We start from the raw sequence: 22,979 nt of genomic DNA, 5'->3' as shown, positions 1-22,979 counted from the left end.
GTTCAGTGGGGCTCCTTGAGTGCATGCAGGCAGCGTTGCAGTGACGAATGAACCAGGCGATGAGCCGAGCTGGAGGAAATACCCAGGTGGTCCGCGATCTGCTGCAGGGTATAGCCGCCGAAGCGGTGCATCTCGAAAGCGGTCCGGGCGTCGTCATCGAGCGTTTCCAGAACCTGCCCGAGACGCTCCAGGGAGCTGCTCTGCTGGGCGGCACTGGCCGGGTCCGGCTCGCTGGAGACGACCTCTTCCGCCTGCTCCAGCGGGCAGAGCCAGCGCCGTTCCACCTGCTGGCTGCGCAAATGGTCCAATGCCAGGTTGCGCACCATTCTAAACAGGTAGCCGATGGGTTGCTGCACCTCTTCCAGTGAATGCCGCTCGAATTTGAGCCAGGCTTCCTGCACCAGGTCTTCGGCGGTTTCCCGTGAATCGAGCAGGGCACTGGCATAGTTGATCAGTTCGCATCTGTGGCGCAGGAACAGATGCAGGCGTTCTTCGCTGGAGACGGACACGACAGAAGTTCCGGGTAGTGTTTACGTCGGTAGATTCTGATGGCAAATGGGAATTATTTATAGTGAGTAGCGATCATGTTTTCACATCGGCCTCTGCCATCAGCCCCGTCCAGGCGCTGATGGCAAGTCCCTGGCTCAACTGGGCAGCAGCCTGCAGGTCAGGCTCTTGATATAGCGTGTCTCGGCGATCGCCGGGTGCTCCGGATGGTCCGGGCCCTGGCCGCCACGTTCGAGCAACTGGATGTTGCGGTCAAGGTGGCGGGCGCTGGTCAGCAGGATGTTCTGCAGGTTGTCTTCGTCCAGGTGCATGGAGCAGGAAGCGCTGACCAGGATGCCGTCCTTGTTCAGCAGGCGCATGGCGCTTTCATTGAGACGGCGGTAGGCGGCCTCGCCATTCTTGATGTCCTTCTTGCGCTTGATGAACGCGGGCGGGTCGGCGATTACCACGTCGAAGCGCTCGTCGGCGGCCTTGAGTTCGCGTAGTGCGGCGAACACGTCGCCCTCGGCGCAGATGATCCTTTCCGACAGGCCGTTGCGCGCGGCATTGCGCTCGACGCCATCCAGGGCGAAAGCGGAGGCATCCACGCACATCACCTCGCTGGCGCCGAACGCCGCCGCCTGCACACCCCAGCCGCCGATATAGCTGAACAGGTCGAGCACCCGCTTGCCCTTCACATAGGGCGCCAGGCGTGCGCGGTTCATGCGGTGGTCGTAGAACCAGCCGGTCTTCTGCCCGGCGATCACCGGGGCCTCGAAGCTGACGCCGTTCTCTTCCAGCGCCACCCACTCCGGCACCACGCCGAAAGCGGTGTCGACATGACGTGGCAGGCCCTCGGCATCGCGGGCGCCGGAGTCGTTCTTCCACAGCACGCCGCTGGGTTTGAGCACCTTGAGCAGCGCTTCCAGCACGGCGTCCTTGTGGCGTTCCATGGTCGCCGAAGCCAGTTGCACCACCAGGATGTCGAAGAAACGGTCCACCACCAGCCCCGGCAGCAGGTCCGAGTCGCCATACACCAGGCGATAGCAGGGTTTGTCGAACAGCCGCTCGCGCAGCGACAGGGCGACTTGCAGGCGATGCACCAGCAGCGACTTGTCCAATGGGTGCTTGGTATCGCGCGACAACAGGCGCGCGCAGATAAGGTTGTTCGGGCTGACGCCGACGATGCCCAGGGCCTTGCCGCTGGCGGCCTCGAGTACGGCCTGGTCGCCGGCGGCGAAGGCACCCAGCGGGGTGCTGGCGGTGTCCACCTCGTTGCTGTAGACCCACAGATGGCCGGCGCGCAGGCGTCGGTCGGCGTTGGCTTTGAGGCGCAGGCTGGGCAGGGACATGACGAGGCTCCGGGCAAAGGGCGCGATTATAGAGGATGGAGTGGGGCCGCCGCTGGCGATTTGTCGCTCCGCCGGGGCGGTCATGAAATCCCGCTGCATGGCCGTGGAAGCCGGGTTCGTGTTGTCACGGGCACCAGGCCCCCGCCAGCGCTGTACGATTTGCGCGTAATCCCGCCTCCTGAAGCGGGGCATATGCCTGCCCGGGAGCGGCAGTGGGCGTTCATGCGATTGTCCGACTGTCCCGCTACGCGCCGACAACCACCTATTGGCGTGCGGCCTCTATATAATGGAAAACGCCCCCTACCAGAAGCAGGATTACTCAATGAAACGACCCAGTGGCCGAGTTGCCGACCAACTGCGATCGATCCGTATCACCCGTCACTACACCAAGCATGCCGAAGGATCGGTCCTGGTCGAATTCGGCGATACCAAGGTCATCTGTACCGCCAGCATCGAGAGCGGTGTACCGCGTTTCCTCAAGGGCCAGGGCCAGGGCTGGCTGACCGCTGAATACGGCATGCTGCCGCGCGCCACTGGCGAGCGTACGCAGCGTGAAGCGAGCCGTGGCAAGCAGGGTGGCCGTACCCTGGAAATCCAGCGCCTGATCGGCCGTTCGTTGCGCGCCGCGCTGGATATGAGCAAGCTGGGTGAGAACACCATCTATATCGACTGTGATGTGATCCAGGCCGATGGCGGTACGCGTACCGCTTCGATCACCGGGGCCATGGTGGCGCTGGTGGATGCCCTGGCCGCGCTGAAGAAGCGTGGATCGCTCAAGGGCGAGCCGCTCAAGCAGATGGTTGCGGCGGTATCGGTCGGCATTTATCAGGGCGAGCCGGTACTGGACCTGGATTACCTGGAAGACTCCGCGGCGGAAACCGACCTCAATGTGGTCATGACCGATGCCGGTGGTTTCATCGAGGTCCAGGGAACGGCGGAGGGGGCGCCCTTCACCGCTGACCAGTTCAACGCGATGCTGGCCCTGGCCGACAAAGGCTTGCAGGAACTGTTCGCCATTCAGCGGGCAGCCTTGTCGCAGGAGTGAGTCCGGTTGCGCCCGTCGGGCGCAGCGTATAGTCCGCATGCCGCTGGCATGCCCCGTTTCGACATCTATATTCAGGGTGATGCCGAGTGCCTGCCTTACGCTGTTTTCCGCCGCGTATAATCCTGTCCCTGTCACTCGTACTGCTGGCCTGCCTGCTGTATTGGGGCGCCTTGTTCAATGCCCAGCGGACGCAGTTGAACAATGCCGAAGAGCAGACCCGCCTGCGGGCCATGCAGATGGCGGATGCGCTGACCTCGCAGGTCACGACCCTGATGTTCGGCCTCGAGTATCTGGCGCGCAGCCTGGCGGCCAAGTACCAGACCGGGCAGATGGACTACTTCGAGCTCTCGGTGCACAGCGCCCTGGAAATCTTTCCGCCAGAGAGCTTCATGCAGATTTCCATCGTCGATCGTAGCGGCGATGTCATCTACTCCAGCCACGGACGATTGCAGGGCCGGGTGTCCGTTGCGGACCGCGAGCATTTTCAGGCACAGGCCAGTGCGGAGTCGGAGCATCTGTTCATTGGCCGCCCTGTGCTGGGGCGGGTTTCCGGGCGTTGGACGATCCCGCTTTCCTATCCGCTCCACCAGCAGGGGGTTTTCGATGGCGTGCTGGTGGTTTCGGTTTCTCCCGACTACATCTCCAGCTATTTCCGCTCGGTGTTCAGTGAGGATGATGATGTCGCCCTCCTGCTGCGTAACGATGGTGACTACCTGGCGCGTTCGAGTTTCCAGTCCGAAGTCATGCGTGCGCGGGTGTCGCCCGTTCGTGAGTTCATGGACGAGAGCGATGCCGAGAGTGGGCAGTATCGCTATTTGACGCCTTTCGATGATGTCGAGAGGGACTATGCATGGCGGCGTCTGGAAAACTATCCACTGATCGTGAGTGTCGGCCTCGATCGGGAGCGGGCGCTGCTGGCCGTGAAGGCGCAGAATCGGCTCGCCCTGCTGGGCAGTGCTTTCGGCACATCCACCCTGCTGCTGGCCAGCCTGGGGATCGCCTTGCTGTTCGCCCGGCTGGGCGAGGACCGGCGGCTGCTGAGCGAGGGCGAGAAGCGTCTTGGCCTGGCGCTGGAAGGCGGTGACATGGGCTCGTGGGAACTGGAGCTTGCCACCGGCAAGGTCATTTTCGATGCGCGCTGGGCGAAGATGCTCGGCTTGCCGGCGGTTTCCTCCGTGCAGAACTGGCAGGTGATCGAAGAGCGCGTGCATCCGGATGACCGGGCGGCCCTGGAAGAGGCGATGCGTACGCACCTGGCCGGGCATAGCGCATCCTTCGAGTGCGAATGTCGCCTGCTGCATGAGAATGGCGACTATATCCGTACCAGCAATCGCGCCAAGGTTACCCAGCGTGCGGCTGATGGCACGCCCCTGCGCATGGCGGGGGTGCAGTCCGATGTCACGCAGCAGGTGGCCCAGCGCAACATGCTGGCGGCGCTGTTCGACAATAACGGAGCGGAGATTTTCCTGACCTCCAACGACAGGCATATCCGTCTTGCCAACCAGCGGGCCGTCGATCTGTTCTCCGCCGGTGGTGCGCCGATCGACGGGCAGAGCTCACGTGTGATCCATTGCGATGACGAGAGCTACGAGGCCTTCCAGTCGCTCTACAGCAGCCTGCGGGAAACTGGCAAGGTCCAGGTCGAATACCAGTTGCGCGATGCCCAGGGGCGCCCGCGCTGGTTTTCCATCCAGGGGGCCTTGTTGGAGCCGGATATCGTCGATGGCGATGTTATCTGGACCCTGGTCGATACCACGGAGCGCCGTGAAGCCGAGAGGGCGCTGGTCGCCGTACGCGTGCGTCTGCAAGCGATCATCGAGCATTTCCCCGGTGGTGTGCTGGTCGAAGATGAGGAAGGGCTCATTCTGCTGGTCAACCAGATGCTGCTGGATATCCTGGGGCTCGAGATGGAGCCGGATTCCCTGGTCGGCCGATCCGGCTCCGTGCTGGGCGCCCTGTTGCCCGGTATCTGTATGGCGGATGCCGAGAGTTTCCAGGATATCCTGCTGGAGGACGGACGGATCTTGCGCGTATCGCTGGTCGTGGTGCGCTATCAGGTCAGCCATGCCGGCAGGCTGTGCATTGTCCAGGACATTACCGAGCAGCGGCGCAAGGAGATGGACCTGGAGCGCATGGCCATGACCGATCCGCTGACCAGCCTGGCCAATCGCAATGCCTTCATGTCACGGATGCGGCACGTATTGGGCCAGCCCGTCGCCGGCGTAGAGAAGGGCGCTTTGCTGATGCTCGACCTGGATCACTTCAAGCGCGTCAACGATAATTTCGGACATGCCGCGGGCGACCAGGTACTGGTGCATCTGGCGAAGATCCTGCGGGAAGTGCTGCGCGTGAGCGATACGGTGGGACGCCTGGGGGGAGAGGAGTTCGCGGTACTGTTGCCGGCGACCGGTCTTGCCGGGGCGCAGGTGCTGGCCGAGCGTTTGCGCAGTCGTCTGGAGCGGAGTGCTGTCGAAGTGGATGGAGAGCTGATCCGCGTGACCATGAGTATCGGTATCGCCATGCTCGATGGCGAGATCAAGCATATCCTGGCACGTGCCGATGAAGCCCTCTACAAGGCAAAGGCCAACGGGCGCAACCGGGTCGAGTTCGCAACCGCTGGCAGAGCCACCGGGTGAGTGCCTTGCGACCCTGAGCGAATATGAATGAATGGAGAGTGCGACCATGAGCGAACAGGAACACCAGCCACTGGATCACCAGGCCCGTCAGTGGGCGATGCTTTGCCATTTCGCGGCAGCCCTGGGGTTCGTATTCCCCTTCGGAAACCTGTTCGGGCCGTTGATCGTCTGGCAGATCAAGAAGGACCAGAATCCCTTCATCGACGATCAGGGCCGCGAGGCGATGAACTTCCAGATCACCGTGGCCATCGCGCTGGCTATCAGCCTGCTGCTGATGCTGGTCATAGTCGGGTTCATCCTGGCCGGGATCGTCATCATCGGCGCGGTCATCCTGGGCGTGATCGCCGGCATCAAGGCCAATGAAGGGCAGGCCTACCGCTACCCGTTCTGCTGGCGGCCGATCAAGGCGGCGGGGGATTAGAGCCCTGACGGCGATCGCATATCGCTTGCGTGGGAGCGGCCAGGGCTGCCCCTGCTAGATGCTGAGGGTCCAGTCGTAGTCGACGATCATCGGCGCGTGCTGGGAGAAGCGCGGCTGGCTCGGCAGGCGTGCGCTGCGCACGAAGCGGCGCATGCCCGGTGTCAGTATCTGGTAGTCGAGGCGCCAGCCCAGGTTGAGCAACTGCGCCTGCTCGCTGTCTGCCCACCAACTGTAGAGATCACCTTCGCGGTTCACCTCGCGCAGGGCATCGACATAGCCCATGGTGCCGAATATCTCATCCAGCCAGGCCCGCTCGGGCGCCAGGAAACCGGGCTCCTGCTGGCATTCGCGCCAGTTCTTCACGTCCAGCTTCTGGTGCGCCACGTACAGGGAGCCGCAGTACAGGTACTCGCGGCGCTTGCGGCGCTGCTTGTCCAGATAGTGGGCGAAGTCGTCCATGAACTTGAATTTCTGGTTCAGGCTATCGTCGCCGCCATGGCCGGAAGGCAGCAGCAGGCTGGCGATACTGACCTTGTCGAAGTCCGCTTGCAGGTAGCGGCCATAACGATCCGCCGTTTCGAAACCCAGCCCAGTGATGATGGCCTTGGGCTGCAGCCTCGAGTACAGCGCGACACCGCCCTGTTGCGGGATCTCGGCATCACAGGCATACAGGAAGTAGCCGTCCAGCTGATAGGCCGGGTCGTCGAGCTCCAGGCCGGAGGCGCGGGTATCCTGCAGACAGATGACATCGGCATTCTGCGCCTGCAGCCAGCTGAGCAACCCCCGCTGTACCGCCGCTTGAATACCATTCACGTTGACGCTGATGATCCGCATAAATGGCCCCTAGAAACACGTGCGTGTATGATAACTCAAGCACTTGGCAATTAGCCAAAAGCTAAATTCCTGATCTTTCGGAAGTTCTTTCAATGCAGGCGTATCAGCGCGAGTTCATTCGCTTCGCCATCGAGCGAGGCGTCCTCCGTTTCGGTGAATTCACCCTCAAGTCCGGGCGTACCAGCCCGTATTTCTTCAATGCCGGGTTGTTCGACAGTGGTGCGGCGCTGGCCCAACTGGGGCGTTTCTACGCGTCGGCCATCGTCGATAGCGGGATCGACTTCGATGTGCTGTTCGGCCCGGCCTACAAGGGCATTCCGCTGGCGGCCGCGACCGCCGTGGCATTGGCCGAACAGCATGGGCGCGACCTGCCCTGGTGCTTCAACCGCAAGGAAGCCAAGGACCATGGCGAAGGTGGTTCGCTGGTGGGCGCGCCACTGGATGGGCGGGTACTGATCGTCGACGATGTGATTACCGCCGGAACGGCCATCCGCGAGGTGATGCAGATCATTCAGGCGCAGAATGCCCGGGCCGCTGGCGTGCTGATCGCCCTCAACCGCCAGGAGCGGGGCCAGGGCGAGCTGTCGGCGATCCAGGAAGTCGAGAGGGACTACGGGATACCGGTGATCAGCATCGTTTCGCTGTCGCAGGTCCTGCAGTACCTGGCCGAGGATGCCGAGTTGCAGCGGCATCTACCCGCGGTCGAAGCCTATCGGGCGCAATACGGCATTTGACCACTGCCCGGCGCGCTTGCCCGTGCGCGCCGTCCCCCCACACTTCGCGCGCAGCTTTCAGTGGGTATTGGTGATCTTGGTGCCGACGCCGATGTCGGTGAAGATTTCCAGCAGCACCGCGTTGGGCACGCGCCCGTCGATGATATGGGCGCTGGTCACCCCTTCCTGCACCGCATCCAGGGCGCAGCGGATCTTCGGCAGCATGCCACCGTAGATGGTGCCGTCGGCGATCAGCGCGTCCACCTGGGCGGTGCTCAGGCCGGTCAGCACCTTGCCCTGTTTGTCCATCAGCCCGGCGATGTTGGTCAGCAGCATCAGCTTCTCGGCCTTCAGCGCCTCGGCCACCTTGCCGGCCACCAGGTCGGCGTTGATGTTGTAGGTTTCGCCATGCGCGCCGACACCGATCGGGGCGATGACCGGAATGAAGTTGCCATTGACCAGGCGATTCAGCAGGTCGATGTTGATTTCGGTGACTTCGCCGACATGGCCGATATCGATGATTTCCGGTTGGGTCATTTCCGGGGTCTGGCGAGTGGCCCGAAGTTTCTTCGCGCGGATCAGGTTGGCATCCTTGCCGGTCAGCCCGATGGCGCTGCCGCCATGCTGGTTGATCAGGCTGACGATGCTCTTGTTGACCTGGCCACCGAGCACCATTTCCACCACGTCCATGGTCTGGCTGTCGGTGACCCGCATGCCGTCGATGAAATGGCTTTCGATGTTCAGGCGCTTGAGCAGGTCGCCGATCTGCGGCCCGCCGCCGTGCACCACCACCGGGTTGATGCCGACCGCCTTCATCAGCACGATGTCGCGGGCGAAGCCGGTCTTCAACTCCTCGTTCTCCATCGCGTTGCCGCCGTACTTGATCACCAGCGTCTTGCCGACGAAGCGGCGGATATAAGGCAGCGCCTCGGACAGTACCTGGGCGAATTGGGTGGCAGCTTCACGGCTGAGGGTCATGCAGGACTCCAGAGCAAGTCAGGGACGGCGATGAAATAGTCAGAACGGCAGTTTGAGGTCGGGTGCGACGTTGTGCAACTGGGCGCGGAACACCTCCTGGATGCGACGGATCTCTTCCTCGCTCTCGGCCTCGAAACGCAGCACCAGTACCGGCGTGGTGTTGGAGGCGCGGACCAGGCCCCAGCCCCGAGGGTAATCGACGCGCACGCCGTCGATGGTGGTCAGGCTGGCCTCGCCCCACTGGGCGTCGCGTTGCAGCGCGTCAATGATGGTGAATTTGCTTTCTTCTGTCACCGTGATGTTGATCTCCGGCGTGGACACATCGCCCGGGAAGCCGGCGAACAGGCTTTCGGCGTCCTGCGCCTGCTGGCTGAGGATTTCCAGCAGGCGGGCGGCGCTGTAGATGCCGTCGTCGAAGCCGAACCAGCGCTCCTTGAAGAACACATGGCCGCTCATCTCGCCGGCCAGCAGGGCACCGGTTTCCTTCATCTTTTTCTTGATCAGTGAGTGGCCGGTCTTCCACATCAGCGGCCGGCCGCCATAGCCCTTGATCAGCGGGGTGAGACGGCGGGTGCACTTGACGTCGAAGATGATTTCCGCGCCGGGGTTGCGCGACAGCACATCCTTGGCGAACAGCATCAGCAGGCGGTCGGGGTAGACGATACTGCCGGTGTTGGTGACCACGCCGACACGGTCGCCGTCGCCGTCGAAGGCCAGGCCCAGGTCGGCGTTCTCGGCCTTGACCCTGGCGATCAGGTCGACCAGGTTCTCCGGTTTGCCGGGGTCGGGGTGGTGATTGGGGAAGTTACCGTCCACCTCGCAGAACAGTGGGATCACCTGGGCGCCGAGTGCCTCGATCAGCCGTGGGGCGATGACCCCGGCCACGCCGTTGCCGCAATCGACCACGACCTTCAGCGGCCTGGCCAGCCGAATATCACCGGTGATTCGTTCGAAATAGCCTTGCAGCACGTCGACCTGCCCGATACTGCCCTGGCCTTCGCTCAGGTCGTTGTCCTCGATGCGCTGGCGCAAGGCCTGGATCTGCTCGTTGGCCAGGGTGTCGCCGGCGACGACGATCTTGAAACCGTTGTAGTCCGGCGGGTTATGGCTGCCAGTGAGCATCACGCCGGATTTGCCGGCGAGGATATTGGCGGCGTAGTAGAGCGCCGGCGTCGGCACCATGCCAACGTCGCTGACCTGGCAACCGCTGTCGGCCAGGCCCTGGATCAGGTGCTTGACCAGCTCCGGGCCGGACAGCCGCCCATCGCGGCCGACCGAGACACTGGCTTCGCCCTTGGCCAGACTTTCCGCGCCGACTGCGCGACCGACCCAGTAGGCGGTGTCGTTGGTCAGGGTGTCGCCGACCACGCCACGGATATCGTAGGCACGAAAGATCGTGGCGGGAAGGTGTGGGGGGGCACTGTTGCTCATGAGGTTTCGCTCCTGATGCGGCGAGGCGGGGCCTGCTGCGGATTCGAATCGGGTTCTTTCAACAAACCGGGCGGCTGAAGCTATTGTCCCGGTGCGCATGGCGCACCCTATGGGTCGCGTTACTGACGGCCGGAGTGGCCGAAGCCGCCGGCGCCGCGCTCGGAGTCGTCGAACTGCTCGACCAGCTCGAACTGCGCCTGGATCACCGGGACCAGCACCAACTGTGCGATACGTTCGCCCACCGCGATAGTGAAATCGCCCTGGCCACGGTTCCAGCAGGACACCATCAGTTCGCCCTGGTAGTCAGAGTCGATTAGCCCGACCAGGTTACCGAGCACGATACCGTGCTTGTGGCCCAGGCCCGAACGGGGCAGGACCAGGGCGGCGAGGCCCGGGTCGGCGATATGGATCGACAGGCCGGTGGGGATCAGCAGGGTTTCGCCCGGTCGCAGCGCTGTGTCCTGCTGCAGCATGGCGCGCAGGTCCAGCCCGGCGGAGCCGCTGGTGGCGTATTGCGGCAGGGGGAAGTCCTGGCCGAGGCGAGGGTCGAGGATACGGGCTTGGAGTCGATGCATGGTCAAACCTGACGGGTACGTTCCGGATGATTGAACCGCTCGGCGATAAAGGCCACCAGTTGCCGGGCGATATGCCCCTTGCTGGCCTGGCCGAAACGGGTTTCGTGCTGTTGGCGGTCGATGGCGGTGACCGCGTTCTCTTCGCTGTTGAAGCCGATGCTGGGGTTGGCCACGTCGTTGGCGATGATCAGGTCGAGATTCTTGTCGCGCAGCTTGCGGGTCGCGTAGGCCAGCAGGTTCTCGGTCTCGGCGGCGAAGCCGACGCTGAACGGGCGGTCTGGCCGACCGGCCAGGGTGGCGAGGATATCCGGGTTGCGCACCATCTGCAGCAGCAGGCCATCGCCGTTGGCGGGGTCTTTCTTCAGCTTGTGCGGCGCGACGACCTCGGGGCGATAGTCGGCGACGGCGGCGGCGGCGATCAGCAGGTCGCAGGGCATGGCCGCTTCGCAGGCCGTGAGCATGTCGCGGGCGCTGATGACATCTATGCGCTGCACCCGCTCGGGGGTCGGCAGGAATACCGGGCCGGCCACCAGGGTCACGCGGGCGCCGGCCTCGGCGGCGGCCTCGGCCAGGGCGAAGCCCATGCGCCCGGAGCTGTGGTTGGTGATGTAGCGCACCGGGTCGATGTTTTCCTGGGTCGGGCCGGCGGTGATCAGCAGGTGGCGGCCGGTCAGCAGGCCGTTCTCGAAACTGTCGGCGGCGGACTGCGCCAGCTCCTCCGGTTCCAGCATGCGTCCGAGGCCGACATCGCCGCAGGCCTGGCTGCCGGCCGCCGGGCCGAGCAGGCGCAGGCCGCGTTCCGTCAGGCGCGCGCAGTTGGCCTGGGTCGCCGGGTCGGCCCACATCGCCTGGTTCATGGCTGGCGCCAGGGCGACCGGCGCATTGGTCGCCAGCACCAGGGTGGTCAGCAGGTCGTTGGCGAGGCCTTGGGCCAGGCGCGCGATGAGATCGGCGGTGGCCGGCGCGATCAGCACCAGGTCGGCCCAGCGTGCCAGCTCGATATGGCCCATGGCCGCCTCGGCGGCGGGGTCGAGCAGGTCGAGGTGGACCGGGTGCCCGGACAGGGCCTGGAGCGTCAGTGGCGTGATGAACTCGCGGCCGCCCTGGGTCATCACCACGCGGACCTCGGCGCCATGATCGCGCAGCCGGCGTACCAGCTCCGCGCTCTTGTAGGCGGCGATGCCACCGCCGACCCCCAGGACGATGCGTTTGCGATACAACCGTTGCATAGACCTGCCTTGTTGGAAATGTGAAATGCCGCACGCATTTCCCGAGCATACGGCATCAAAAAGGCCGATAAGATAGCACAGCGCCAAACGTCTCGATAAAAGTGCTGGAGGCCGGGCGGGGCGATCGCGCCATGCGCTGCAAGGAGCCGGGCACAGGGAGGTGGCATGAGCATTCGGCACTGGCCGACCGACGAGCGGCCCCGGGAAAAGTTGCTCAAGCATGGGCCGATGGTCCTTTCCGATGCGGAGCTGCTGGCGATCTTCCTGCGCACCGGGGTGGCTGGCAAAAGCGCGGTGGACCTGGCGCGCCTCCTGGTCAAGGACTTTGGTAGCCTGCGCAGCCTGCTCGAGGCCGATCAGCGTTCGTTCTGCCGCCACCTCGGGCTCGGTCCGGCGAAGTTCGCCCAGTTGCAGGCGGTGCTGGAGATGTCCCGGCGGCATCTGGCCGAACGCATGCAGCGCGATTCCGCGCTGGAGAGCCCGCAAGCGGTACGCGATTTTCTCAAGGCGCGGCTGCGGCATGAGCCCCACGAGCAGTTCGCCTGCCTCTTTCTCGATGCCAAGCACCGGGTCATCGCCTTCGAAGTGCTGTTCCAGGGCACGGTCGATAGCGCCAGCGTCTATCCGCGGCAGGTGATCAAGCGTGCCCTGGCGCAGAATGCCGCGGCGCTCATCCTTTCCCATAACCACCCTTCCGGAATCACCGAGCCGAGTCCGGCCGACCGGCTGCTGACCCGCCGGCTCAAGGAAGCGCTGGAATACGTCGATGTACGGCTGCTCGATCATTTCATCGTCGGCGATGGCGAGCCGCTGTCGATGGCCGAATATGGCTGGATCTGAACGGAGCGGTCGCAGGCTAAGCTGGAGGTGGGCGCTGCACGAGCTGTTCGTCGTGCATCCAGCGTCAATGTCGACGGTGATTTCCTCTTCCCGCTTATGGCTTTCTGCTACCAATGAAGACTGTGTTCTTCATGGGAATGTCTGGTAAATAGAACCGGTCCGACAAAAACAACAAGAGGTCGCCACTATGCGTCCCGCCTTTCGCCTTCATCCTGTCATGTTCCTGTTGCACGTGCTGTTCCTGCTGGGCCTGCTGTTCGTCCTGCAGAAGCTGCAGCCACCCTTGTTCGTGCAGGTTGCCGCCGTGCTGGCTTTCGCGTTATGGCCCTGGCTTCGTGGTGAGCGAGGGCGCGACGAGGCGCCTGCGGCCGTCGAGCAGGGCTTCGGCGACCTGAGCAAGCGTCTGTCCCGGCACACCTGTGAAAATGCACTGGCTTCGGCGCGTGTTGCCTTCAGCGTCGAGCAACTGGCTGCCCGCCTGCATTCGCAACGTGGCGCGGTCGGCGAGATTGCCGAGGGCGCGCATGCCATCGCGGCGACCGGCCAGGACAGCGCCGAACGCGCCCGCGAGGCCTTGCAGGCCGCCGAGTCGGTGCGCGCCAGCAGCGACAGTGGGCGGCAGGCCCTGCAACAGGCCATCGGCTGCATGCAGCAACTGAGCGAGCAGACCGAGACCAGCCGGGAACTGGTCGATGGCCTGTCGGCGCGTACCGAGGAGATCCGCCAGATCACCGACGTGATCCAGTCCATCGCCAGCCAGACCAACCTGCTGGCGCTCAATGCCGCCATCGAGGCCGCGCGTGCCGGGGAGGCCGGGCGCGGCTTCGCCGTGGTGGCCGATGAAGTGCGCAACCTGGCGGCGCGGACTTCCAGCGCCACCGAGGAGGTCGGGCGGATGGTGACCGATATTCGCCAGCAGGGCGAGGCGGTGGTCAGCTATATCCAGCAGCAGGCGCGGGAGCTGGATGAGGCGGCGGAGCGGATTGCCGGCATGGGTGAACAATTGAGCGGTATCGCCGAGCTGGCGGGCGACGTGGAGGCGCAGGTCGGGCAGATCGCCTGCGGCACGTCCAGCAGCCATGAGCGCCTGACCGGGCTGTTCGTCGCCCTCGACCAGTTGCGCGCCGACGCTGTCGAGAGTGAGGAACAGACCCTGCGCCTGGAGCAGGCCGCGGAGCTGCTGGTCAGCCAGGCGGAGACGGTCAGCGAGCAACTGGCCGAGGTCCAGCTCGACGACTACCATCAGTTCTTCTACGATCTGGCGCGCCAGGGCGCGCGGCAGATCGCCGAGCGTTTCGAGGCGGACATGGCGGCAGGGAAGATTTCACTGGACGATCTGTTCGACCGTAACTACCAGGCCCAGGCCGGCAGCGATCCGCTACGCTACCACACCCGCTTCGATGGTTATGCGGATGCGGTGCTGCCCGCTATCCAGGAGCCTTTGCTCGAACGCCATGACGGGCTGATATATGCCATCGCCACGACGCCGGAAGGCTATGTGCCGACCCATAACCGGGCTTTCGCCCACCCGCCGGTAGGCGATCCGCAGGTCGACCGTGTGCGCAGTCGCAGCAAGCGGCTGTTCAATGACCGCACCGGTGCGCGTTGTGGCAGCCACCAGCGCAACCTGCTGTTGCAGACCTACAGCCGTGATACCGGCGAACTGATGCACGATCTGTCGGTGCCGATCATGGTCAAGGGCCGGCACTGGGGCGGCCTGCGGCTCGGCTATCGACCGGAAGAGTGAATGGGGACGTGTGCGCATAGGGGTTACCTCGACACTGAAGCCATAGGCTGGAAGTGCATGGCGCACCTGCAAGGCCCGCCCTGCAACGGCGTCAAGCTTCCCGCTTATGGCTGCTGCACTAGGGGTTGTTGAGGTTTCGGCGAATAGCCCCGGTCAGGCCGCGCCCGTTCCCGACGGGCTTGCGGCATTCACTCCATCCCTGGAGCTTGCGCAGGACGCAGGCACCGGCGCGGTCGCGCCGAAACCTCAACAGACCTTAGAGCATGCGCTCCAGGCCGATGGCATTGGCGACCCAGGCATTGAAGCGCCGCCACAGGTTGCCGGGTTCCTTTTCGAGGATTTCCAACTGCCCCTGGTTCTCGGCGATCCAGACCAGTTGCAGGCTGCCATCGCGTTCGCGCAACCGCACTTCGTAGCTGATGGCGGGTGCCATGCCTTCGAGCAATAGCTGGTGAACCTCGCGTGCCAGTTCCGGGCTGTCGACCAGGATGCCGACTTCGGTATTCCACAATACCGAGCGCGGATCGAGGTTGAAGGAGCCGATGAACACCTGTTTCTGGTCGAGCACTGCCGCTTTGCTGTGCAGGCTGGATTCGGAGTCGCCGCTCAGGCTGTAGGAGACTTTCTCCTCGGGCTGGCGGCGCAGCTCGAAGAGCTGGACGCCGTTTCTCAACAAGGCCTTGCGGTAGGGGGCGTAGCCACCGTGCACGGCGGGTACGTCCGTCGCTTCCAGGGCATTGGTCAGCAGGCGGATGTTCACACCCGCGGCGGCCCGTTCCGAGAGATAGTCGACGCCGGTACGGGTAGGCACGAAATAGGCCGACACCAGGGTCAGTTCCTCACTGACCTGCTGCATGGCCGGTTGCAACTGGGTGGTCAGCAGCAGTTCGGGATCGGGCAGGCCGTTGGCGCTGATCTTGTCCGGGTCGTCCCACATGGCGGTGGCCGGGGCCCAGGTCAGCCCGGCCAGCCAGCCCGGCAGTTGCGGATCGCTCTGGTAGGCCATCAGCCGCCGGTAGCGGGTCGGCTGGGTGTGTACCGCCTCGTCGAGGGCGCGCCGCAGCTGGCGCTGTGCACGGCGCAGGTCCCTGTCATCCGGTGGCGTACGCAGGAATTGCTGGATCGGCGCGCTCAGCGCGTGGTTCCAGTACTGGTCGAAACTACTGGCCAGTTGCCCGGCGACCGGGCCGACGCCGAGCAGGTCGATATCAGTGAAGTTGAGTACCTGGTCGGCGTCGAAATACTCGTCGCCCAGGTTGCGACCGCCGACGATCGCCAGGCTGCTGTCGGCGAGCATCAGCTTGTTATGCATGCGCCGATGTTGCAGTGACAGGTTCAGCAGCCGCCCGGCGGCACGCGTGATGCCGGTGCTGCGGCCCAGGTGCAGGGGGTTGAAGACACGCAAGTGGATGTTCGGGTGCGCCGCCAGCTTGGCGATGCGGTAGTCGTTGCCGTCGCTGGTGGTGTCGTCGAGCAGGATGCGAATACGCACGCCGCGATCGGCCGCCTGCAGCAGTTCATGCACCAGGGCGCGGGTGGTCAGCCCGTCGTGCACGATGTAGTACTGGATATCCAGGCTCGTGCGGGCGGCGCGGATCAGTTCGGCGCGGGCGCTGAAAGCCTCGGTGCTGGATGGCAGCAGGCGGAAGCCGGACGTGCCCGGTGCCTGTCGGCTGGCCAGCTCCTGCACTCGTTCGCCGAGGGGCGACAGGCCGGGCGGCAGCGCATGAGAGGGCTCGGACGTGCTTTGCGACATGCAGCCGGCCAGCAGGGCCAGCGCCAGTAACAACAGGTATCTGGGTGATTGCATTTACGTTCCCGGTCCACTACTGCAGGGCGGTTGGCGCTTTGTCCGTGGTGTGCGTTGAAACGGCGACAGACCTCTGGATAGACAGCGATTCGCCCGAAAGCTCACAGTAGATCCTTCAAGCGATACCACAGCATGCCCAGTGCCAGCAGCGGCGAGCGCAACAGTGGGCCTCCCGGGAACGCCGGGTGCGGGATGCGCGCGAACAGGTCGAAACGATCACTGCGCTGCCCGGCAATGGCTTCGCCGAGCAGGCGCGCCGCCAGGTGCGTGGCATTCAGGCCGTGCCCGGAGTAGGCCTGGGCGTAGAACACGTTGGGCTGATGTTCCAGGCGCCCGATCTGTGGCAGGCGATTGGCACCGATGCCGATCGTACCGCCCCACTGGTAGTCGATGGCGACATTGCCCAGTTGCGGGAAGACTTCGAGCATTTTCGGTCGCATATAGGCGGCGATATCCCGTGGGTCGCGACCCGAATAATGGCAGGCACCGCCGAACAGCAGGCGTCCGTCGGCGGACAGGCGGAAGTAATCGAGCGCCACGCGCTGGTCGCAGACCGCCATGTTCTGCGGCAGCAATTCCCGGCACAGTGCCTGCGGGAGCGGCTCGGTGGCGATGATATAGCTGCCAGCGGGCAGCACCCTGCTCGACAGGCTGCGCTCGAGCTTGCCCAGGTGGGCGTTGCAGGCCAGCACCATGGTTTCGGCATGCACCTGCCCGTGGGCGGTATGCACCCGCACGCTCGGGCCGTATTCGATGCGCTCCACCGCGGAGCCTTCGAAAAGGCGCACCCCCAGCGACTGTGCCACGGCGGCCTCGCCCAAGGCCAGGTTGAGCGGATGCAGATGCCCCGAGCCCATGTCCACCAGCCCGCCCAGGTAGCGCGATGAACCGATGATCTCGCCCATCTCGTCCGCCGGCACCTGGCGCAGTGGGTGTGGATAACCAAGTCGCATGAGGTCTTCGAAGTCCTCCTGGAAGCCTCGCAGATGACGGGGTTTGGTCGCCAGATCGCAGTAGCCCCAGCGCAGGTCGCAGTCGATGGCGTAGCGCTCGATCCGCTGGCGCACGATATCCACCGCCTCGAAGCCCATGCGCTTGAGCTGGTCGACACCCTCGGCACCGATGATAGAGTGGAATCGCTCGACATCATGGCCGACACCACGGATCAACTGGCCGCCGTTGCGCCCGCTGGCGCCCCAGCCGATGCGCCGGGCCTCCAGCAGTGCCACGGAGAAGCCGCGCTCGGCCAGCTCTATCGCGGTGTTCAGACCGCTGTAGCCGCCGCCGACGATACAGACATCGGCGCGTGCCTCGCCGCGCAGCGTTTTGAAGGCCAGCTCACGGTTGGTCGTGGCTGCATAGTAGGAGGGGGCGTGGGCTGGCTGGAGCATGGCGGGCCTGTGCAATCCGGAGTTGCCGAAGGATAAGGGGCGCGGCTGCCATGGGCCAAGCGTTCGGGCAGTGATCGCACCATGTGCTGGAAAAAACAGCGAAAGGCCGAAAGGGCGCTGGAAAGCGATAGACCGGGCGAACAGAGCGGGAACGCCGCCCAGCGGGTGAGTCTACCCGGCGATGTGAAGCGCTTGCACCCCTCCGTCGCTCTGCTATCATGCGCGCCCTGATTCGTGCGGTACTTGGCATAGGGCCGAGTGGCGGCACGACACTTCGAGGAATCACCCATGAAAGCCGATATCCACCCGAATTACGTCGAGATCGACGCCACCTGCAGTTGTGGCAACGTCATCAAGACCCGCTCCACCCTGGGCAAGAGCCTGAGCATCGACGTTTGCTCCGAGTGCCACCCGTTCTACACCGGCAAGCAGAAAGTCCTGGATACCGGTGGTCGTATCGACCGCTTCAACCAGCGTTTCGGCGTATTCGGCGCCAAGTAATGCGCTGTGGCGCAGAAAGCCCGATGAGGTTTTCCGTGTATTCGAAAAAGGCGTCCCTGGTGGGCGCCTTTTTCGTGTGTGCCTGCATGGCCTTGCCGGCCTGGGCATTCTGCCCGGCGCCACGGGATGCACGGCTGGTCGAAGTGGCACGAGTGGTCGATGGCGATACCTTGCGTCTGGCCGATGGCCGCAGCGTGCGCATGATCGGCCTGAATACGCCCGAGCAGGGCGGCAAGGGCAAGCAGGCCGAGGCCTTCGCGCAAGCTGCGACTCGCGAATTGCAGAAGCGGGTCAGGGCCAGCGCCAACCAGGTGATGCTCGAGGCGGGTGATGATCCAAGGGATCGTTACGGTCGGCTGCTGGCCCATGTCTACGACCGCCGAGGCGACAACCTGGAGGCCGCTCTGCTGGCTGAGGGGCTGGGGTACGTTGTCGCAGTCGCGCCCAATACACGTCTGCTCGATTGCCACCTGGACGCCGAAAAAGCAGCCCGCGATCAGCGCAAGGGACTGTGGCGCAAGCCGCCGATCCAGTCTGTGGCGGATGTCAGCCAGGGTGGCTTCGCACTACTCTCGGGGCGCGTGAAATCCGTCGATCGCAACCGTGGCGGCCTCTGGCTGGACATGGGCCATTCGCTGGTGCTGAACGTTCCGCTCCAGCAGGCAAGCGCTTTTACGGAGTATCACCCGGGTTCGCTGGTGGGGCGCGAGGTCGAAGTCCGGGGCTGGGTGGTCGACCGTGCCGGCCGCACACAGAGCTCCGGCCAGGCCCGTTGGTCGCTGCGGATCACTCATCCGTCGATGCTGGCCATTCGGCGGGACTGAAGCGTTTTCTCTCAATATAAGGCCTTCGTCTAGGCAGAAAGTCGTAGCCCGCGGGCTTGACAGCCACGCCCCGTGGCTGGCTTGTGAGGCGCCGCTCGATTGGCGTATGCTCGCCGGCCCGTCTGTCCCAATAAAATAAGCGGATATGCCACATGACTGACTTGAAAACTGCCGCTCTCGACTATCACGCCCAGCCCCGGCCGGGCAAGCTGAGTGTCGAGCTGACCAAGCCCACCGCAACTGCACGCGACCTTGCCCTGGCCTACAGCCCGGGTGTCGCCGAGCCGGTGCGCGAAATCGCCCGTGATGCCGAACTGGCCTACAAATACACGGGCAAGGGTAATCTGGTGGCGGTTATTTCCGATGGCACCGCGATCCTGGGCCTGGGCAATCTAGGGCCTCTGGCTTCCAAGCCGGTCATGGAAGGCAAGGGCGTGCTGTTCAAGCGTTTCGCCGGTGTCGATGTGTTCGATATCGAAGTGGACGCGGAAAGCCCGCAAGCCTTCATCGACACGGTCAAGCGCATTTCCATCACTTTCGGTGGCATCAACCTGGAAGATATCAAGGCGCCCGAGTGTTTCGAGATCGAACGGGCGTTGATCGAGCAATGCGATATCCCGGTCTTCCACGATGACCAGCATGGCACCGCCATCGTCACCGCCGCCGGCATGCTCAACGCGCTGGAGATCGCCGGCAAGACCATCGAGCAGGCGAAGATCGTCTGCCTGGGTGCTGGCGCCGCTGCGACCTCCTGCATGAAGCTGCTGGTGAGCGTGGGTGCCCGGATCGAGAATATCTTCATGATCGATCGCAAGGGCGTGATCCACGCCGGCCGCGATGACCTGAACCAGTACAAGGCCGCTTTCGCCCACGAAACCGACAAGCGCACCCTGGATGATGCGCTGGATGGCGCCGATGTGTTCGTCGGCCTCTCCGGCGCCAACCTGCTGAGCGCCGAAGGCCTCAAGCGCATGGCGGCCAACCCGATCGTCTTCGCCTGCTCCAATCCGGACCCGGAGATCGCCCCCGAGCTGGCCCATGCGACCCGCGACGACGTGATCATGGCCACCGGGCGTTCGGATTACCCGAACCAGGTCAACAATGTGCTGGGCTTCCCCTTCATCTTCCGTGGCGCGCTGGATGTGCGCGCGACCCGTATCAACGAAGAGATGAAGATCGCCGCGGCGCTGGCCCTGCGTGACCTGACCAAGCTGCCGGTGCCGGCCGAAGTGAGTGCGGCCTATGGCCTGGAAGCGCTGGAGTTCGGCCGTGAATACATCATTCCGAAGCCGATGGACCCGCGCCTGATCACCCTGGTGGCCGATGCCGTGGCCAAGGCTGCGATCGAGACGGGCGTGGCGACTCTGCCTTATCCGGCGAATTATCCGCTGCAATCCGTGAGCGATGTCTTCAAGGACTGATTGCCAAGGCTGCTGTGAGTGTTGCGCATGAACCCCGTGACCTGCCGGCCACGGGGTTTTTTGTGGTGCGCCATCCCGGCCACCCTTCTGGCCGTCGCTGGCTAGCAATTCCGTGCCTGAGCGTGCTCCGCGCGCATCACGCCAGGATCGCTTGCGGCTGCTCCCTTGCGGGTTTCAGGCCTTGTCGACGAGCTGTTGCAGGGTGTTGAGCAACTGGGCCGAGAACACCGGTTTGTGCAGCCATTGCACACCGGGCAATTCCGCCCGGTCGGCGTCATGGCTGGCGGAGATCACGATGATTGGCAGCGCCTTCGTGCCCGGTGTGCCGCGGATCTCCTCGATCAGTTGCTGGCCGCTGCCGTCGGGCAGGTGCATGTCGAGCGTCATGGCCTTGTAGGTTGTCTGCGCCAATCGCTCCCGCGCCAGGCCGAGGTTCTGCACACGGTCGACTGTGTAACCCGCTTCATGCAGCATGATGTGCAGCATGCGCCCGGTGTCCGGCTCGTCCTCCACCACGAGGAGGCGAGGGCTGCCTGGCTGGTGATCGTTCCCGTTCTGCTGGTGAAGGGGGAGTTCGCACCAGAATGTCGCGCCCAGGCCTGCGGGCGAGTCGAAGCCGATCCTGCCCCCCATGCGTTCGATCAGCTCCTTGGAAATCGACAGCCCCAGCCCTGTACCGCCTTTGTTGCGATTGCCCGGCGCACCGGCCTGGGCGAACTTCTCGAATACCCTGGGCGAGAACTCCTGGGTGATTCCGGGCCCCTGGTCCTCGACCTCGATCCTGGCATGGCCGTCACGCAGTCTGGCGCCGATCCATACGCATTTGCCCGGTGGCGTGTGCTTGATCGCGTTGCTCAGGAAATTGCCCAGCACCTGTTGCAGCCTGGAATAGTCGACCCAGAGCCGGACATCCGGCGTACCGGCGGGTAGCAATCGGACATCGTGCTCCGTGGCATAGGCCTGGTTGCTGGTCAGGGCATCTTCGAGGAGGCGCGGCAGTGGCTGGGCATGAAAGTCGAAAACCATCTTGCCGGCGGCGATCTTGTCCATGTCCAGCAGGTCGTCGATCAGGTGGCCGAGGCGCTGGCTGTTGCGCTGGGCTATGTCGAGCATCTGTTGCAGTGTCGCGGGTACCGGCCCCAGGCTGCCTCCATTGATCAGGCCAAGGGCGCCCGAGATGGAAGCCAGGGGGGTGCGCAGTTCATGGTTGAGCGTGGCGATGAACTCGTTCTTCAGGCGCTCGCTCTGCTTGCGTTCGGTCAGGTCCATGAGCGTGCCGCTGATGCGCAGAGGTCGGTTATCCTGATCCCTGAGGATATAGCCACGCAGCAGCACCGGCACGAGCATGCCAGATTTGTGCATCAGGTGCTGTTCGGTAGCGAAATACTCGGTGTTCGAACTCATCAACTGTGCCAGGCGGATCTTGCTCTGCTGGCGCTCATCGGGCTCCATGAGACGTTGCCACAGGCTGGGGGGCGGCTCCAGCTCCCCTGGCCGATAGCCAAGCATCTGCCAGGCCCGGGTGGAGGCATAGAAGGTCCCGACCTCCAGATTCAGGTCCCACAGGCCGTCGTTGCTGCCTTTCAATGCCAGGCTCAGGCGTTCTTCACTGAGCCTGAGGGCCTGCTTGTTCCGCTGGATATGTTCGGTCATCTGCTCGAGATGTTCGGCGCGGTTGTTGCGAGCGCCCAGGGATGATGCGTAGAAGAACAGCGTCAGGCTAAGGCCGATACCAAGCGCCGCCAGCAGGGGTTCGTTGCTGTGGAAGCGTTTCTCGAACGGCGGTTCGCTCTGCAGCCGCAGGTCCCAGTTCTGCCCGTACAGGTCGAGCGGCAACTGTCGGCTGTAGCGCGGCGCCCGGTCGTGAGAGGCCTCGTCACGGTTGCTGTAGAGTGGCGAGGAAGGGCCGTCGCCCTGGGATGTATGGATTTCCAGGGCAAGTTGATGGTCGATGAGGTCGGGAATCCCCTGCAGCAAGTGGTCGATGTGGTGGCTGCTGTAGACGAACCCGCGCAATGCCTGCAGCCGTTGCGAAGAGGTGTCCGGTGCGAGGCCTCCATGGTAGACCGGCAGATAGAGCAATAGCGCGGGCTGCTCGTCCTGCATGCCCGGCCCAGCCGTGCCGACCATGCGGGGCTGGTTCTCACGTGCCGCGCGCTGCATGGTCCTGCGCAGCAGGTCGTGGCTGAACATGTCGTACCCCGGCCCGACAGGCGCCTGCTTCGTGAGCGGCTCCACATGGCTGGCCGGTATATGGACGCGGTGTCCGCTCTGGGGATGGACACGATAGTCAGCCGCCAGCTCACTGCGCATCCGCGCTTCATGCGCCGCTCGGTCCCTGGCGCCGATGACCGGGGCGTAGCCCAACTGCCGGGTTCCCGGGTATTGACTCTGCAACTGCAGGTTGCGGACATACTCGCGCCATTGTCGCTGGCTCGGTTCACCGAGGGCCGCGAGCAGCCCGGCGGCGCCATGCAGGGCTCGCTCATGGCTGAGCAGGCGATGGCGAATGGCCTCGCTGGCCTTGACCGTGAGAATGTCGAACTGCTGGCTGGCCGCCCGCGACTCGTTCCTGTGCAGATGCAGAAGTGTAATGAACTGCACCAGCAGGCTGAGCAGCAGGACCAGCCATGCGATACCGTTGCGGCGGGACAGGAGTTGCCTGATGGTCGAGGGGGGGCTGAGGCTCATGGACACAGGATGTGCAGATTCGTCTGCAGCTAGGTCTGATATAGCCTCAAGATT

At 64.1% G+C, this 22,979-nt stretch carries 18 protein-coding genes and 1 pseudogene; 9 read left to right on the top strand and 10 right to left on the bottom strand.

All coding sequences use genetic code 11. The features are described 5' to 3' along the window. Positions 1-2: 2 nt before the first annotated feature. Both DNJ95_RS10975 and DNJ95_RS10970 read right to left on the bottom strand, forming a co-directional pair. On the bottom strand, positions 3-509 hold the full coding sequence (locus DNJ95_RS10975; protein ID WP_131184770.1) for an RNA polymerase sigma factor: 507 nt from the start codon (positions 507-509) through the stop codon (positions 3-5). Between the two features lie 135 nt (positions 510-644). Next, on the bottom strand, positions 645-1,838 hold the full coding sequence (locus DNJ95_RS10970; protein ID WP_131184769.1) for a class I SAM-dependent rRNA methyltransferase: 1,194 nt from the start codon (positions 1,836-1,838) through the stop codon (positions 645-647). 322 nt (positions 1,839-2,160) lie between these two features. Between DNJ95_RS10970 and rph the strand changes: the two genes are divergently transcribed. The 3 genes from rph to DNJ95_RS10955 all read left to right on the top strand — a co-directional run bounded on the left by rph (position 2,161) and on the right by DNJ95_RS10955 (position 5,940). After that, positions 2,161-2,883 carry a ribonuclease PH gene (gene rph, locus DNJ95_RS10965; RefSeq protein WP_131184768.1) on the top strand — a complete coding sequence of 241 codons (723 nt, stop codon included), beginning with the start codon at positions 2,161-2,163 and terminating at the stop codon, positions 2,881-2,883. An 86-nt stretch (positions 2,884-2,969) separates the two neighbouring features. Then, positions 2,970-5,519 carry a diguanylate cyclase gene (locus tag DNJ95_RS10960; protein WP_131184767.1) on the top strand — a complete coding sequence of 850 codons (2,550 nt, stop codon included), beginning with the start codon at positions 2,970-2,972 and terminating at the stop codon, positions 5,517-5,519. 46 nt (positions 5,520-5,565) lie between these two features. Next, positions 5,566-5,940 carry a DUF4870 domain-containing protein gene (locus tag DNJ95_RS10955; protein ID WP_131184766.1) on the top strand — a complete coding sequence of 125 codons (375 nt, stop codon included), beginning with the start codon at positions 5,566-5,568 and terminating at the stop codon, positions 5,938-5,940. A gap of 54 nt (positions 5,941-5,994) precedes the next feature. On the opposite strand, the gene DNJ95_RS10950 is transcribed toward DNJ95_RS10955, so the two are convergent. Beyond that, entirely contained in the window at positions 5,995-6,774 is a 780-nt protein-coding gene (locus DNJ95_RS10950; RefSeq protein ID WP_131184765.1) for an exodeoxyribonuclease III, read from the bottom strand. Between the two features lie 92 nt (positions 6,775-6,866). Between DNJ95_RS10950 and pyrE the strand changes: the two genes are divergently transcribed. Further along, positions 6,867-7,508 (top strand): orotate phosphoribosyltransferase, encoded by a 642-nt coding sequence (pyrE, locus tag DNJ95_RS10945; RefSeq protein WP_131184764.1) that lies wholly within the window; start codon positions 6,867-6,869, stop codon positions 7,506-7,508. A 57-nt stretch (positions 7,509-7,565) separates the two neighbouring features. Here pyrE and argB read toward each other — a convergent pair whose 3' ends face one another. From argB to coaBC, 4 genes and pseudogenes are all read right to left on the bottom strand, one after another. Next, the gene (gene argB / locus DNJ95_RS10940) at positions 7,566-8,465 is read right to left on the bottom strand and encodes an acetylglutamate kinase (protein ID WP_131184763.1); all 900 of its coding nucleotides are present in this window, start codon (positions 8,463-8,465) and stop codon (positions 7,566-7,568) included. Positions 8,466-8,504: 39 nt separating this feature from the next. After that, positions 8,505-9,878 (bottom strand): annotated as a pseudogene (locus DNJ95_RS10935) (phosphomannomutase/phosphoglucomutase); the annotation flags it as partial. A 137-nt stretch (positions 9,879-10,015) separates the two neighbouring features. After that, complete coding sequence (gene dut, locus DNJ95_RS10930; protein WP_131184761.1) at positions 10,016-10,471, bottom strand: dUTP diphosphatase; 456 nt, start codon at positions 10,469-10,471, stop codon at positions 10,016-10,018. Between the two features lie 2 nt (positions 10,472-10,473). Next, positions 10,474-11,700, bottom strand: a complete 1,227-nt coding sequence (gene coaBC / locus DNJ95_RS10925) for a bifunctional phosphopantothenoylcysteine decarboxylase/phosphopantothenate--cysteine ligase CoaBC (protein WP_131184760.1) — start codon at positions 11,698-11,700, stop codon at positions 10,474-10,476. A gap of 165 nt (positions 11,701-11,865) precedes the next feature. Between coaBC and radC the strand changes: the two genes are divergently transcribed. After that, positions 11,866-12,540, top strand: a complete 675-nt coding sequence (radC, locus tag DNJ95_RS10920) for a RadC family protein (protein ID WP_131184759.1) — start codon at positions 11,866-11,868, stop codon at positions 12,538-12,540. Between the two features lie 187 nt (positions 12,541-12,727). Continuing rightward, positions 12,728-14,287, top strand: a complete 1,560-nt coding sequence (locus DNJ95_RS10915; RefSeq protein WP_131184758.1) for a methyl-accepting chemotaxis protein — start codon at positions 12,728-12,730, stop codon at positions 14,285-14,287. 256 nt (positions 14,288-14,543) lie between these two features. Here DNJ95_RS10915 and DNJ95_RS10910 read toward each other — a convergent pair whose 3' ends face one another. Together DNJ95_RS10910 and DNJ95_RS10905 are read right to left on the bottom strand one after the other, a co-directional pair. Next, positions 14,544-16,097 carry a phospholipase D family protein gene (locus DNJ95_RS10910; RefSeq protein ID WP_131184757.1) on the bottom strand — a complete coding sequence of 518 codons (1,554 nt, stop codon included), beginning with the start codon at positions 16,095-16,097 and terminating at the stop codon, positions 14,544-14,546. Positions 16,098-16,198: 101 nt separating this feature from the next. After that, positions 16,199-17,488 (bottom strand): NAD(P)/FAD-dependent oxidoreductase, encoded by a 1,290-nt coding sequence (locus DNJ95_RS10905; protein ID WP_131184756.1) that lies wholly within the window; start codon positions 17,486-17,488, stop codon positions 16,199-16,201. 288 nt (positions 17,489-17,776) lie between these two features. Here DNJ95_RS10905 and rpmE point away from each other — a divergent pair, with 288 nt between their 5' ends. The 3 genes from rpmE to DNJ95_RS10890 all read left to right on the top strand — a co-directional run bounded on the left by rpmE (position 17,777) and on the right by DNJ95_RS10890 (position 20,234). After that, positions 17,777-17,989: a 50S ribosomal protein L31 gene (gene rpmE / locus DNJ95_RS10900; RefSeq protein ID WP_131184755.1), complete on the top strand. Its 213-nt coding sequence runs from the start codon at positions 17,777-17,779 to the stop codon at positions 17,987-17,989. 23 nt (positions 17,990-18,012) lie between these two features. Next, positions 18,013-18,813, top strand: a complete 801-nt coding sequence (locus tag DNJ95_RS10895) for a thermonuclease family protein (RefSeq protein ID WP_131184754.1) — start codon at positions 18,013-18,015, stop codon at positions 18,811-18,813. A gap of 152 nt (positions 18,814-18,965) precedes the next feature. Beyond that, complete coding sequence (locus DNJ95_RS10890; RefSeq protein ID WP_131184753.1) at positions 18,966-20,234, top strand: malic enzyme-like NAD(P)-binding protein; 1,269 nt, start codon at positions 18,966-18,968, stop codon at positions 20,232-20,234. Positions 20,235-20,408: 174 nt separating this feature from the next. Here the strand turns inward: DNJ95_RS10890 and DNJ95_RS10885 are convergent, their stop codons facing one another. Continuing rightward, complete coding sequence (locus DNJ95_RS10885; protein WP_131184752.1) at positions 20,409-22,925, bottom strand: hybrid sensor histidine kinase/response regulator; 2,517 nt, start codon at positions 22,923-22,925, stop codon at positions 20,409-20,411. Between the last annotated feature and the right edge of the window lie 54 nt (positions 22,926-22,979).

Source organism: Stutzerimonas kirkiae (assembly GCF_004327335.1).
Taxonomy (GTDB): domain Bacteria; phylum Pseudomonadota; class Gammaproteobacteria; order Pseudomonadales; family Pseudomonadaceae; genus Stutzerimonas; species Stutzerimonas kirkiae.
Note: the sequence above shows the minus strand (reverse complement) of the source record. Positions and strands in the feature narration are given on the sequence as shown.

What these genes read in the sequence shown, in the direction of transcription:
- DNJ95_RS10970 (WP_131184769.1), bottom strand. Translation starts at nt 1,838, where the DNA reads ATGTCCCTGCCCAGCCTGCGCCTCAAAGCCAACGCCGACCGACGCCTG.
- rph (WP_131184768.1), top strand. Translation starts at nt 2,161, where the DNA reads ATGAAACGACCCAGTGGCCGAGTTGCCGACCAACTGCGATCGATCCGT.
- DNJ95_RS10955 (WP_131184766.1), top strand. Translation starts at nt 5,566, where the DNA reads ATGAGCGAACAGGAACACCAGCCACTGGATCACCAGGCCCGTCAGTGG.
- DNJ95_RS10950 (WP_131184765.1), bottom strand. Translation starts at nt 6,774, where the DNA reads ATGCGGATCATCAGCGTCAACGTGAATGGTATTCAAGCGGCGGTACAG.
- pyrE (WP_131184764.1), top strand. Translation starts at nt 6,867, where the DNA reads ATGCAGGCGTATCAGCGCGAGTTCATTCGCTTCGCCATCGAGCGAGGC.
- argB (WP_131184763.1), bottom strand. Translation starts at nt 8,465, where the DNA reads ATGACCCTCAGCCGTGAAGCTGCCACCCAATTCGCCCAGGTACTGTCC.
- dut (WP_131184761.1), bottom strand. Translation starts at nt 10,471, where the DNA reads ATGCATCGACTCCAAGCCCGTATCCTCGACCCTCGCCTCGGCCAGGAC.
- coaBC (WP_131184760.1), bottom strand. Translation starts at nt 11,700, where the DNA reads ATGCAACGGTTGTATCGCAAACGCATCGTCCTGGGGGTCGGCGGTGGC.
- radC (WP_131184759.1), top strand. Translation starts at nt 11,866, where the DNA reads ATGAGCATTCGGCACTGGCCGACCGACGAGCGGCCCCGGGAAAAGTTG.
- DNJ95_RS10915 (WP_131184758.1), top strand. Translation starts at nt 12,728, where the DNA reads ATGCGTCCCGCCTTTCGCCTTCATCCTGTCATGTTCCTGTTGCACGTG.
- DNJ95_RS10910 (WP_131184757.1), bottom strand. Translation starts at nt 16,097, where the DNA reads ATGCAATCACCCAGATACCTGTTGTTACTGGCGCTGGCCCTGCTGGCC.
- DNJ95_RS10905 (WP_131184756.1), bottom strand. Translation starts at nt 17,488, where the DNA reads ATGCTCCAGCCAGCCCACGCCCCCTCCTACTATGCAGCCACGACCAAC.
- rpmE (WP_131184755.1), top strand. Translation starts at nt 17,777, where the DNA reads ATGAAAGCCGATATCCACCCGAATTACGTCGAGATCGACGCCACCTGC.
- DNJ95_RS10895 (WP_131184754.1), top strand. Translation starts at nt 18,013, where the DNA reads ATGAGGTTTTCCGTGTATTCGAAAAAGGCGTCCCTGGTGGGCGCCTTT.
- DNJ95_RS10890 (WP_131184753.1), top strand. Translation starts at nt 18,966, where the DNA reads ATGACTGACTTGAAAACTGCCGCTCTCGACTATCACGCCCAGCCCCGG.
- DNJ95_RS10885 (WP_131184752.1), bottom strand. Translation starts at nt 22,925, where the DNA reads ATGAGCCTCAGCCCCCCCTCGACCATCAGGCAACTCCTGTCCCGCCGC.